This window comes from Cellulomonas sp. PS-H5 (assembly GCF_019265565.1).
Lineage (GTDB): Bacteria > Actinomycetota > Actinomycetes > Actinomycetales > Cellulomonadaceae > Cellulomonas.
Window position 1 is genome coordinate 229,567 of sequence record NZ_JAHVCI010000001.1, and the last position, 11,789, is coordinate 241,355.

The following is an 11,789-nucleotide window of genomic DNA, read 5'->3' on the forward strand; positions in this document are numbered from 1 at the left end:
GCTCCCATGAGGTACATCCGCACCGCCGCCCTGCTGGGCGCCGTCGCCCTCGCCACCGCCGCCTGCTCGAACGGGTCCGGCGACGGCGGCGGGTCCGGCGAGGCCACCGGCGCCACCGGCCCGATCACCGTCTGGCTGTCGAACAACGAGCAGGAGGTCGGCTGGGGCCAGGACGTCGTGGACGCCTGGAACGCCGACCACCCCGACGAGCAGGTGACGGCCCAGGAGATCCCGGCCGGCTCGTCCTCCGAGGAGGCCATCACGGCCGCCATCACCGCCGGCACGGCGCCGTGTCTCGTCTACAACATCTCCAGCGCGGCCGTCCCCGGCTGGGTGCGGCAGGGTGGCCTGGTCGACCTCACGACGTTCGACGACGGCGCCGACTACATCTCCGGCCGCGGCGGCGACGGCGTGTCCGTCTACGAGACCGACGGCGGCTACTACCAGCTGCCGTGGAAGTCGAACCCGGTCATGGTCATGTACAACAAGGCGCTGTTCACCCAGGCCGGGCTCGACCCGGAGGACCCGGGGATGGCGACGTTCGACGACTTCCTCGCGGGTGCGCAGCAGATCGTCGACTCCGGGGCGGCGCCCAGCGCGATCTGGCCGTCGCCGACCAACGACTTCTACCAGCCGTGGTTCGACTTCTACCCGGTGTACCTGGCCGAGACCGACGGCACCGCGCTGGTCGAGGACGGCAAGGCGACCTTCGACGACGAGGCCGGCAAGGCCGTCGCCGACTTCTGGGCGTCGATCTACGCCGACGGCCTCGCCCCGCAGGAGGCCGCGACCGACGACGCGATGGTGTCGGGCCAGACCGCGATGCAGCTGGCCGGCCCCTGGGCCATCGCGTCCTACAAGGACAGCGTCGACGTCGGGTTCATGCCGGTGCCGACCTCGGACGGCCGCGAGGACGTGACGACGTTCGCCGACTCCAAGAACGTCTCGATGTTCACGTCCTGCGAGAACCAGGGCACCGCGTGGGAGTTCCTCAAGTACTCCACCAGCGAGGAGAACGACGGCGCGCTGCTCGAGGCCACCGGCCAGATGCCGCTGCGCCAGGACCTCGCGGCGACGTACCCGGACTACTTCGCCGAGCACCCGGAGTACGAGGTGTTCGCGGACCAGGCCGCCCGCACCGGCGACGTGCCGAGCATCCCGAACTCGATCGAGGCGTGGCAGGCGTTCCGCGAGGCGTACACCTCCGCGGTGATCTTCCGGAGCACGTCGGTGGAGGACTTCCTCAGCACCGCGGCGTCGAAGATCGACGACCTGGTGCAGGGCTGACGTGTCCACGGTGACGGCGGGCGCGGGGGCGGCGCCGGGCGCGGGGCCGGGCGCGAGCACCGGCCACGCCCCGGCGCCCGCGCCCCGGGGCCGCGGCCGGCGGCGGTGGTGGGGCGGCCAGCCGCTCGGCACGCTGTTCGCGGCGCCCTACCTCGTGTTCGTGCTGGTCGTGTTCGCCTACCCGCTCGGGTTCTCGGCGTACATGGCGTTCCACGACTACTTCTTCACGGCGCCGGGCGTCGAGGTGCCGAAGCCGTTCGTCGGGTTCGACAACTTCGCCACGGTGCTGACCGACCCGCAGGTGCTCGCCTCGTTCCGCAACACCGCGGTGTTCCTGGTGATCAACGTGCCGCTGACGGTCGGGCTGGCGCTGGTGCTGGCGTCCGCGCTGAACGCCGGGGTGCGGTGGGCGGCGGCGTACCGGGTCGCGTACTACGTGCCGTACCTGACCGCGAGCGTGTCCCTGGTCGGCGTGTGGATGCTGCTGTTCTCGTCGAACGGCCTGGTCAACGCGGTGCTCGGGCCGCTGGCGCCCGACCCGTCGTGGCTCGCGAACAAGGCCCTCGCCATGCCGACGATCGCCCTGTACGTCACGTGGAAGCAGCTCGGGTTCTACGTGCTGCTGTACCTCGCGGCGCTGCAGAACGTGCCGCGGGAGCTGTACGAGTCGGCCGAGACCGACGGGGCCGGCGGGGTGCAGCGGTTCCTCAACGTGACGGTGCCCGGGGTGCGCGCGGCGACGACGCTCGTGCTCGTCCTGGCGATCATCACCGGCACCAACCTGTTCACGGAGCCGTACCTGCTCACCGGCGGCGGTGGCCCCGACGGGGCGTCCGTGACGCCCGTGCTGCTCATCTACCAGCGCGGCATCCAGCAGCAGAACCCCGACGTCGCGGCGGCCATCGGCATGGTGCTCGTGATCGTCGTCGGGCTGCTGTCCCTGGCCGCGCAGCGACTGAACCGGGAGCGGTGACATGCGACGACGACGTGGTGGGGCGGTGGCGCGCCAGGTGCTCCTGGCGGCGGCCGCGCTGGTGTTCGCCTTCCCCTTCTACTTCATGGTGGTCGGGGCGTTCCAGGAGAGCCCGACCAACACCCCCGACCGGCTGGTGCCGACCTCCGGGTGGACGACGCAGAACTTCGCGCAGATCGACTCCCGGATCGACCTGGCCGGGTCGCTGGTCAACTCGCTGGTGTTCACGGCGGGCGTGCTGCTCGGCACCGTGGTGCTCGGCACGCTCGCCGGGTACGCGGTGGCGCGGCTGCAGTTCCCGGGGCGGCGGCTGACCTGGGTGCTCATGCTGCTGGTGCAGATGGTGCCGTTCCAGCTGCTGATGATCCCGCTGTACGTGCAGATCACCCGCGGCTACGGCCTGGGCGACACGTACCTCGGGATGATCCTGCCGTTCGCGATCAACACCACGGCGGTGTTCATCTTCGCCCAGTTCTTCCGGGCGCTGCCGCGGGAGATGTTCGAGGCGGCCCGGATCGACGGCGCCGGCGAGCTGCGCATCCTGCGGTCGATCGCGCTGCCGCTGGTCCGGCCGGCGCTGGCGACCGTGGTGCTCGTGACCTTCATCGGGCCGTGGAACGAGTTCCTCTGGCCGTTCCTCATCACCAAGGACGCGTCGCTGCAGCCGCTCGCCGTGTCCCTGGCGAACTACATCTCCAACGTGTCGCAGACCGCGGCCAACCCCAACGGCGCGATCCTCGCCGGCGCCTGCGCGCTCGCGTTCCCGGTCGTCGCCCTGTTCTGCCTGTTCCAGCGGTACTTCCGCACCACCGACCTCGGCTCCGCCGTGAAGGGCTGACCCATGACCGCGACCACCCTGTTCACCGGCGCGACCTTCCCGCTCGGCCCGTTCGTGCCCTACGAGGGCAACCCGATCCTGCGGCCCCGCGGCGGGTCGTGGGAGTCGGCGAACCTGTACAACCCGGCGGCGCTGGTCGTCGACGAGGAGGTGCTGCTGCTCTACCGGGCGCACGCCGACGACATCGTGTCCCACATCGGCCTGGCCCGGAGCCGCGACGGCTACCACTTCGAGCGCGAGGCCGACCCGATCCTGTCCCCGCAGGAGGACTACGAGGAGTTCGGCTGCGAGGACCCCCGGATCGCGTACGTCGAGGGCACCTACTACCTGACGTACACCGGCTGGGACCGGAAGGCGGCGCGGCTGTGCCTCGCCACGTCGACCGACCTGCGCACCTGGACCCGGCACGGGCCGCTGTTCCCGGGCTTCGACACCTTCGCCACCGTCGACCCGCGCGGGCACGAGTGGTCGAAGGCCGGGGTGATCGTGCCGGTGCGGATGCAGGGCCGGTGGTGGATGTACTTCGGCGAGGGCGGCCTGTACTGGGCGACCAGCGACGACCTGATCCACTGGACGCCGGGCACGACCGACACCGAGCCGATGTACGCGCCGACGCCCGGGTCGTTCGACGCCGACCTCGTCGAGATCGGCACCTCGCCGGTGCTCACCGACAACGGCCTGCTGGTCATGCTCACCAACGGCGCCACCCGCACCGTGCACGACGACGGCACCGTCGACGTCGACTACCGGTGCGGCCAGATCGCGATCGACCCCGACGAGCCCACCCGGGTGCTGGCCCGCCTCCAGGAGCCGTGGCTGCGGCCGCAGACGTTCGAGGACCTCAACGGTCTGGTGTCCAACGTGACGTTCGTCGAGGGGCTCGTGCAGTTCGACGGGAAGTGGTTCGCGTACTACGGGCAGTCCGACACGACGCTCGCGGTGGCCGTGCACGACCCCGCCCGGCCCTGGGGGTCGTCGCTCCGCGGCTGACCCCGCCCGCACCACCCCGACCCGCACCACCCCGACCCGCACCACCCCGACCCGCACCACCCGACCAGGGAGACGAGAGACGATGACGACTCGACGCACCTTCCTCGCCGCGGCCGCCGCGGTCCCCGCGCTGGTGGCGGCCGCGCCCGGGACCGCCCCCGGCGGGAGCGGAACGACCGGGGCGACCGGGGCGACCGGCGCCACGACCGCCGGCGCCGCCGGGACCGCCGCGCACGGGTCGCGGCTCGCGAACCCCGCGCACCTGCGGTTCCTCCTCGACACGGTGCCGCTGCCGCCCGTTGACGCGCACACCACCTACCGGATCGCGGGGGAGCCGACGGCGCTGGCCCCCTGGACCTACGCCGACGCCGACGGCGGCACGTTCCGCCGGGTCGGCGGCGGCACCCTCGACCCGGCGACGGGGCACTGGAGCCAGGGCGCCTACAACGCGGACGACATCGCCCGCGCGGCGGTCGTCCTGCTGCGGGACTGGAAGTCCACGGGCGACGGGGAGAGCCGGGAGCAGGCGTACCAGCTGCTCCGCACGCTGACCTACCTGCAGGACGACTCGGGGCCGAACACCGGGCGGGTCGTCCTGTGGCAGCAGCCCGACGGCGCGCTCAACCCGAGCGCCGAGCCGGTCGAGCTGCCCGACCCGTCGGACTCCGCCGAGTCGTACTGGCTCGCCCGCACCGTCTGGGCGCTGGGGGAGGGGTACGCGGCGTTCGCCGCGGACGACCCGGCGTTCGCGGGGTTCCTGCTCGACCGGCTGCACCTGGCGGTCGCCGCGCTCGAGCAGGAGTCGCTGTCCCGGTACGGGCGGCGGGTGCGCAGCGACGGCGTGCCGCTGCCGGCGTGGCTGATCGCGGGCGGCGCGGACGCCACGGCGGAGGCGGTGCTGGGTCTGGTGGCCGCCGTGCTGGTGCTGCCGCGCGACCGGCAGCTGTCCCGTGCGCTCGACCGGTACGCCGAGGGCGTCGCGGCGATGGGCGCGACCGACACCCGGCCGTGGCCGTTCGGAGCCGTGCTGCCGTGGACCGGGTCGGTCGGGTTCTGGCACGCCTGGGGCGCGGCGGCCCCGGAGGCGCTCGCGGCGGCGGGCGCGCTGCGCGGCCGTCGGGACTGGCGGCGCGCCGCGCTCGCGGACGCGGGCACGTTCACGCCGCTGGTCCTCGCGACGGGCGGACCGTTCAACGCCTGGACCCCGGCGCCCGGGGAGGCGCAGATCGCCTACGGCGCCCACGGACGGGTCGCGGCGGCGCTCGCGGCCGCGGACGCGGGCGGCGGCGAGGGCCTGCGGGTGCTCGGCGGGCTGGCCGCGGGCTGGTTCTTCGGCGCGAACCCGGCGGGCGCCCCGGTGTACGACCCGGCTACCGGGGTCACGTTCGACGGCGTGGAGACCGACGGCCGGGTCAACCGGAACTCCGGGGCCGAGTCGACGATCCACGGGCTGCTCGCGATGCAGCTGCTCGACGCCCGGCCCGACGTCGCGGAGGTCGCCCGGTCGATCACGGGCCTGGCCGCGCACGACGGCCTCCGGGTGCTGGACGCCGAGGCCGCGCGGCTCGGCGCCGGCTGCGAGGTGGTCCGGCCCGCCGAGGGCGCGTGGACCGGGGAGGGCAACCTCGTCGGCGGCGGGTACGTGCGGGTGCCGCCGGGGTCGACGGTCGAGTTCGACGTGCCCGTGCCCGTGGCCGGAACTGAGGAGAGGGCCGGAGCGGGGACCCGGGCGGGCGCCTGGGCGCTGCCGCTGGTGTGGCGGACCGCCGCCCCGGCCGGGCGGGCGCGCTGGGAGGTCGTCGGCGGGCCCCGCCTGGGGCGCACCGAGAACGGCGGCACCGGTGCAGCCGGGCTCACCGAGGCCGAGGGGAGCCTGGTGCCGCAGCTGCTCGACCGGCCGCTGCCGGAGCGGGCGCCGGCCGGGGGCGGGGCGGTCACCGTCCGCTGCACCAACGAGGGCGGCGGCGACCTGCGGCTCGACGCGCTGCTCCTCCGGCCGGCGGTCGCGACGGCGCGCTGGACCACCACGACGGGGACCGACGCCGTGCTGTACGCGGGGTCCACGGCCCGCGCCACGTCGGAGCCGGCGCTCGCGGCCGGCTCCGGAGCGGCGTACCTGCCGGACGGCCGGGTCGACCGCCGGGTCGCGGTGCCCTCCCCGGGAGCGCCGGTGCCGGTCCCGGCGGGCGGGTTCACGATCACCCGCTGAGCGGCCCGCCGCCGCGGACGCGGTGCCACGCGGGGGAAGGGGAGTTCCTCGCGAGCGTGTGCACGCCGCGTCCGCGGTGTCTCCCTGGCGTCCACGGTGGTCGCGTGCTCGCGAGGGTCGTCCCCGCGGGCGGGGACGGGGCGTCCACCGTGGTCACGGCCGGGGGTCCCGGTCGGGTCCGGCTACGGTGGCACCCGTGCAGCCGCTCGACCGCGACCCCGCCACGGCCGACGTCCCCGACCCGACGCGCCCCGACGCGACCCGCCCCGACGCGACCCGCCCCGACCCGACGCGTCCGGACCCGGCGCGCCCGGACGACGGTGGCGCCCCGGTCGTCGAGGCGCTCGCGGACCCCGACGCCCCGGGCTGGCGGCGGCCGCCGATCACGTCGGACCAGCGCCGGTACGACGTGCTGCTGGCGGCGGGCCTGCTGATCGGCGGCATCCTCAGCCTGGCGCTGGGGCGCGCCGCGGGCATGTACGACGAGCCCGCGGAGGGCTGGGTCGCGGTGCTCTGCGTGCTCGCGGTCACCGCGCCGCTCGCGTGGCGCCGGCAGCGCCCCGCCGTGGTCGCGGTCGTGGTCGCCGCGGCGTTCGTCCTGGTCGGCGAGCTGCGGGTCCCCGAGACGCTGTTCGCCAACATCGCGCTGTTCATGGCGCTCTACACGGTCGGCGCCTGGGACCGGAACCGCGCGCGGGCCCTGTGGGTGCGGGCCGGGATCGTCGTCGCGATGTTCGTCTGGCTGCTGATCGCGATGTTCCAGGCGGTGACCGACCCGGAGGGCATCGAGGGCTTCTCCAACGCGGGCGCGTTCTCCCCGCTGGTGGCGTACCTGCTCATCCAGCTGCTGACCAACATCCTGTACTTCGCGGGGGCCTGGTGGTTCGGCGAGCACGCGTGGAACGCCGCCCGCGAGCGCGCCCGCACCGAGTACCGCGGCCGGCTGCTCGTGGGCGAGCGCCGCCGGGTCGAGGAGCAGGCCGTCGCGATCGAGCGGCTGCGGCTGGCGCGCGAGCTGCACGACGCCGTCGCGCACCACGTGTCGATGATGGGCGTGCAGGCCGCGGCGGCGCGGATGGTGCAGCAGTCCGACCCGCAGCAGGCCGCCGCCGCGCTGGAGCAGGTCGAGGACTCCGCGCGCGAGGCCGTCGACGAGCTGCACGGGCTGCTCAGCACGCTCCGCGAGTCGGGGACTGAAGCGCACGCCGCGTCCGCGGTGGGCTCCCTGTCCGTCGAGCGGCTGCCCGAGCTGGTGCAGCAGGCCGCGGACACCGGCCTCGCCGCGCAGTACCAGGTGGTCGGCGAGCCCGTGCGGGTGCCGCCGCTGACCTCCCTCAACCTGTACCGGATCTGCCAGGAGGCGCTGACCAACGTGCGCAAGCACGCGGGCACCGGCGCCCGGGTGGACGTCCGGCTGCGGTACGAGCCCGACGCGGTCGAGCTCGAGGTCACCGACGACGGCACCGGCGCGCGCCGCGCAGCCCGGCGCGGGACGTCCGGCGGGCTCGGCCTGGTCGGCATGCGGGAACGGGTCGCCGCCGACGGCGGCACGCTGGAGACCGGCGCGCGCGGGCGCGGCGGGTACCTGGTCCGGGCGCGGGTGCCGCTCGGGCCGCGGACGGGAGGGGCACGATGAGCGGGGCCGACGCGGTGCGGTTCGACGACGCGACGGATGCCGACGCCCCGGACCGGGGCTTCGGCCCGGACCGGCCGGTGCGCGTCGTGCTCGCCGACGACCAGGCGCTGCTGCGCGCCGGGCTCGCGACGATCCTCGGCGCGCAGCCGGACCTCGAGGTCGTGGGGCAGGCCGGCGACGGCGCCGAGGCGGTCGAGCTGGCGCGGGCGCTGCGCCCGGACGTCGTCTGCATGGACGTGCAGATGCCGGGTGTCGACGGCCTGGAGGCCACCCGCCGGATCACGGCCGACCCCGACATCACGGCGGGCGTCCTCGTGCTCACCACGTTCAACCGGGACGACTACCTGCTGGAGTCGCTGCAGGCGGGCGCCGCGGGGTTCCTGCTGAAGAACTCCCGCCCCGAGCAGCTCGCGGACGCGGTGCGCGCCGTCGCCGCCGGGGACGCGCTGCTGTCGCCCGAGGTCACGCGGGCCGTGATCGCCCGCGCCGTCGTCGGCCAGGGGTCCGCCTCCGGGGGGAGCCCCGCCGGTGCGGCGCGCGGGACCGGGGACCCCTCCGCCACGGGGCTGACCGAGCGCGAGCTCGAGGTGCTGCGGCTGGTCGCGCGCGGGCTGAGCAACGACGAGATCGCCGCCGAGCTCGTGCTGGGCCGCGCGACCGTGAAGACCCACGTGTCGAACGTGCTCACCAAGCTCGGCCTCCGGGACCGGGTGCAGGCGGTCGTCTACGCGTTCGAGAACGGGCTGACGGACTGACCCCCTCCGCCCCGGGACGGAGGCCGGCGCGCCCGGCAAGTTCCGCCCGGCGGCCGAGGTGCCGGGGCGGGGTCGCCTCCTAGCGTTGACCTCAGCGGACGACGGGTCCGGACAGGTCGCAGAACGGGAGACGACATGCTGCAGCTCGACGGGATCCACCGGTCCTTCGGGGACCGGCTGGTGCTCGACGACGTCGGCTTCTCGGTGGAGCGGGGCAAGCTCACCGGGTTCGTCGGCGGCAACGGCGCCGGCAAGACGACGACGATGCGGATCATCCTCGGGGTGCTCTCGGCGGACTCGGGCACGGTGACGCTCGACGGGAGCCCGCTGGGCGACGACCGCCGCCGCGCGTTCGGCTACATGCCCGAGGAGCGCGGCCTCTACCCGAAGATGCACGTGCTGGAGCAGATCACCTACCTGGCGCGGCTGCACGGCTACGAGCGCCGCACCGCGACGGAGAAGGCCCGCGAGCTGCTCGAGAAGCTCGGCCTCGGCGAGCGGCTGACCGACCCGGTCGACGACCTGTCGCTGGGCAACCAGCAGCGCGCGCAGATCGCCGCCGCCCTGGTGCACGAGCCGGAGGTGCTGGTCCTCGACGAGCCGTTCTCCGGCCTCGACCCGATGGCGGTCGACCTGGTGCTCGGCGTGCTGCAGGAGTACGCCGCCCGCGGCGTGCCGGTGCTGTTCTCCTCGCACCAGCTCGACGTGGTCGAGCGGCTGTGCGACGACGTGGTCGTCATCGCCGGCGGGAGAATCCGCGCGGCGGGCGAGAAGGAGGCGCTGCGCGCCCAGCACGCCGCCCCGCGGTACGAGATCACCTCCGGCGGCGACATGGGCTGGCTGCGCACCGAGCCGGGCGTCCGGGTCGTCGAGTTCGACGGCGGCTACGCGCTGTTCGAGTCCGACGAGGCCGCCGCCCAGCGGGTCCTGCGCGCCGCGCTCGACGCCGCGCCCGTCCAGCAGTTCAGCCCGGTGCGCCCGCGGCTCGCGGAGATCTTCCGCGACATCGTCCGCGACGAGGAGCGCCACGACGACGAGCCCGCCACCACGAAGACCAAGGAGACCGTGCGATGAGCCGCCGCACCCCGATGCTGCCGAACGACCCGTCGTCCGGCTCCGCGCCGGCCGACCGGCCCGCCACCCCGAACACGGTGCAGGCGACGCTCATGGTCGCCGAGCGCGAGATCACGACGCAGGTCCGCAGCAAGTCCTTCCTCATCTCGACCGCGGTGCTGCTCGTGCTCGTCCTGGGCGGCATCATCCTCACCTCGGTGCTGGGCGACCGGCTCGGCGGCGGGGACACCAAGGTCGCCGTCGTCCCGGAGACGGCCGCCGTGATCGCGGACGTCGACGGGCTGGAGGCGGTCGAGGCCGCCGACCCCGACGCGGCCCGTGCGCTCGTGGAGTCCGAGGAGGTGTCCGCCGCGGTCCTGCCCGACGACGACGCCGACAACCTGCTGGGCGTCGTCGTGGTCGGCCTCGACTCCGCGCCGGACGGCGTGATCAGCGCGCTGGCCGTGACCCCGCCGGTCGAGCTGCTGGACGAGTCCGGCACCTCCGACGGCCTGCGCTACCTCGTGTCCTTCGTCTTCGGCATCGCGTTCTTCATGGCCGCCATGACGTTCGGCAGCACCATCGCGCAGAACACCGTCCAGGAGAAGCAGTCCCGGATCGTCGAGCTGCTGCTGTCGACCGTCCCGCCGCGGGCCCTGCTCGGCGGGAAGATCCTCGGCAACACGGTGCTCGCCGTCGGCCAGATCGCCGCGATCGCCGCGGTGGCCGTCGTCGGCCTCGTCGTCACCGGCCAGGACGACCTGCTCGGGATGGTCGGGGCGCCGGTCGCCTGGTTCGTGCTGTTCTTCCTCGTCGGGTTCGTGCTGCTGGCCGCGCTGTTCGCGTCCGCCGCCTCGCTCGTCTCCCGCGTCGAGGACACCGGCCCCGTGCTCACCCCGGTGATGATGCTCGTGATGATCCCGTACTTCGGCGTCATCTTCTTCAACGACAACGACCTGGTGCTCACGATCATGTCCTACGTGCCGTTCAGCGCCCCGGTCGGGATGCCGGTGCGGCTGTTCCTCGGCGAGGCGTCCTGGTGGGAGCCGCTGGTGTCCCTCGTGATCCTCGCGGGGACCGCGGTGCTCGTCACCGGCATCGGCGCCCGGATCTACTCCCGCTCGGTCCTCCGCACCGGCCGCCGGGTCAAGCTCTCGGAGGCCCTGACGAAGGCGGCCTGACCCTCGTCCGACCGACGCGCGCGGCACCCGCAGGGGGGTGTGCCGCGCGCGTCGTCGCGTCTGCGCGCTCGCGGTGCTCGCGGTGTCGCCGAGATGGCAACTCTCGGCTGTGCGCGCGGTCCCCGACCCAGCCGAGAGTTGCCATCTCGGCGTGGCGTCGCGTAGGCGGCGTACGGGTCAGGGGGTGTCGAAAGGGGCGACCAGGGTGCGGAGCAGGTCCGCCAGGCGGTCGCGCTCCGGCGCTGGGAGCGTCGCCAGCAGGTCGCGCTCGATCTCCAGCAGCGTCGACATCGCCGCGTCCACTCGGGTCCGGCCCTCGTCCGTCAGGCTGACCAGCACGCCGCGGCGGTCGTCGGGGGAGGGCAGCCGCTCGACGAGCGCGCGGGACGCGAGCCGGTCGATGCGGTTGGTCATGGTCCCGCTCGTCACCAGCGTCTGGGTGAGCAGCGCGCCGGGCGACATCCGGTACGGCGCGCCGGCGCGGCGCAGCGCGGACAGCACGTCGAACTCCCACGGCTCGAGCCCGTGCCGGGCGAACGCCTGCCGCCGGGCGAGGTCGAGGTGCCGGGCCAGCCGGGTCACCCGGGAGAGCACCGACAGCGGCGCGACGTCGAGGTCCGGGCGCTCGCGCGCCCACGCCGCGACGATCCGGTCCACCTCGTCCCGGGGCGCGCCGGGCTGACCTTGGGGAACGGCTGCCGACATGCGGGCGAGGGTACTCGACCGGTGGCTCCGCCCCCAGGATTCGAACCCGGACCTCAAGGCTCCAAAGGCCTGCGTGCTGCCGTTACACCAGGGCGGACCGCGGGGCGGCACGCCCCGCGTCGGCCGCCAGTCTGCCAGCCCGCGGCGGGTGCCCGTCACACG

The 11,789-nt window shown here is 74.5% G+C and carries 10 protein-coding genes and 1 tRNA gene; 9 read left to right on the top strand and 2 right to left on the bottom strand.

The annotated features are described in order from the left end of the window. The first annotated feature begins 6 nt into the window (after positions 1 to 6). The 9 genes from J5O08_RS00995 to J5O08_RS01035 all read left to right on the top strand — a co-directional run bounded on the left by J5O08_RS00995 (position 7) and on the right by J5O08_RS01035 (position 10,922). A complete protein-coding gene (locus tag J5O08_RS00995; protein ID WP_218704974.1) occupies positions 7 to 1,287 on the top strand; it encodes an extracellular solute-binding protein in 1,281 nt (426 codons plus the stop codon). A 1-nt stretch (position 1,288) separates the two neighbouring features. Further along, positions 1,289 to 2,260: a carbohydrate ABC transporter permease gene (locus tag J5O08_RS01000; protein WP_218704975.1), complete on the top strand. Its 972-nt coding sequence runs from the start codon at positions 1,289 to 1,291 to the stop codon at positions 2,258 to 2,260. Position 2,261: 1 nt separating this feature from the next. Further along, positions 2,262 to 3,098 (top strand): carbohydrate ABC transporter permease, encoded by an 837-nt coding sequence (locus J5O08_RS01005; protein WP_147795722.1) that lies wholly within the window; start codon positions 2,262 to 2,264, stop codon positions 3,096 to 3,098. 3 nt (positions 3,099 to 3,101) lie between these two features. Further along, positions 3,102 to 4,088, top strand: a complete 987-nt coding sequence (locus J5O08_RS01010; RefSeq protein ID WP_218704976.1) for a glycoside hydrolase family 130 protein — start codon at positions 3,102 to 3,104, stop codon at positions 4,086 to 4,088. A gap of 82 nt (positions 4,089 to 4,170) precedes the next feature. Further along, on the top strand, positions 4,171 to 6,297 hold the full coding sequence (locus J5O08_RS01015) for a hypothetical protein (RefSeq protein WP_218704977.1): 2,127 nt from the start codon (positions 4,171 to 4,173) through the stop codon (positions 6,295 to 6,297). A gap of 196 nt (positions 6,298 to 6,493) precedes the next feature. After that, positions 6,494 to 7,933 carry a sensor histidine kinase gene (locus J5O08_RS01020; RefSeq protein ID WP_218704978.1) on the top strand — a complete coding sequence of 480 codons (1,440 nt, stop codon included), beginning with the start codon at positions 6,494 to 6,496 and terminating at the stop codon, positions 7,931 to 7,933. Continuing rightward, positions 7,930 to 8,688 (top strand): response regulator transcription factor, encoded by a 759-nt coding sequence (locus tag J5O08_RS01025; RefSeq protein WP_218704979.1) that lies wholly within the window; start codon positions 7,930 to 7,932, stop codon positions 8,686 to 8,688. Before J5O08_RS01020 ends, J5O08_RS01025 begins: the two co-directional genes overlap by 4 nt. A 135-nt stretch (positions 8,689 to 8,823) precedes the next feature. Beyond that, on the top strand, positions 8,824 to 9,762 hold the full coding sequence (locus J5O08_RS01030) for an ABC transporter ATP-binding protein (protein WP_218704980.1): 939 nt from the start codon (positions 8,824 to 8,826) through the stop codon (positions 9,760 to 9,762). After that, positions 9,759 to 10,922, top strand: coding sequence for an ABC transporter permease (locus J5O08_RS01035; protein WP_308281216.1), 1,164 nt, complete (start codon positions 9,759 to 9,761; stop codon positions 10,920 to 10,922). Before J5O08_RS01030 ends, J5O08_RS01035 begins: the two co-directional genes overlap by 4 nt. A 177-nt stretch (positions 10,923 to 11,099) precedes the next feature. Here J5O08_RS01035 and J5O08_RS01040 read toward each other — a convergent pair whose 3' ends face one another. Then, positions 11,100 to 11,627, bottom strand: coding sequence for a MarR family winged helix-turn-helix transcriptional regulator (locus tag J5O08_RS01040; protein ID WP_218704981.1), 528 nt, complete (start codon positions 11,625 to 11,627; stop codon positions 11,100 to 11,102). 22 nt (positions 11,628 to 11,649) lie between these two features. After that, positions 11,650 to 11,724 (bottom strand) — tRNA-Gln (locus J5O08_RS01045). Positions 11,725 to 11,789 lie beyond the last annotated feature (65 nt).

What these genes read in the sequence shown, in the direction of transcription:
- J5O08_RS01040 (WP_218704981.1), bottom strand. Translation starts at nt 11,627, where the DNA reads ATGTCGGCAGCCGTTCCCCAAGGTCAGCCCGGCGCGCCCCGGGACGAG.
- J5O08_RS01005 (WP_147795722.1), top strand. Translation starts at nt 2,262, where the DNA reads ATGCGACGACGACGTGGTGGGGCGGTGGCGCGCCAGGTGCTCCTGGCG.
- J5O08_RS01030 (WP_218704980.1), top strand. Translation starts at nt 8,824, where the DNA reads ATGCTGCAGCTCGACGGGATCCACCGGTCCTTCGGGGACCGGCTGGTG.
- J5O08_RS01015 (WP_218704977.1), top strand. Translation starts at nt 4,171, where the DNA reads ATGACGACTCGACGCACCTTCCTCGCCGCGGCCGCCGCGGTCCCCGCG.
- J5O08_RS00995 (WP_218704974.1), top strand. Translation starts at nt 7, where the DNA reads ATGAGGTACATCCGCACCGCCGCCCTGCTGGGCGCCGTCGCCCTCGCC.
- J5O08_RS01025 (WP_218704979.1), top strand. Translation starts at nt 7,930, where the DNA reads ATGAGCGGGGCCGACGCGGTGCGGTTCGACGACGCGACGGATGCCGAC.
- J5O08_RS01010 (WP_218704976.1), top strand. Translation starts at nt 3,102, where the DNA reads ATGACCGCGACCACCCTGTTCACCGGCGCGACCTTCCCGCTCGGCCCG.
- J5O08_RS01035 (WP_308281216.1), top strand. Translation starts at nt 9,759, where the DNA reads ATGAGCCGCCGCACCCCGATGCTGCCGAACGACCCGTCGTCCGGCTCC.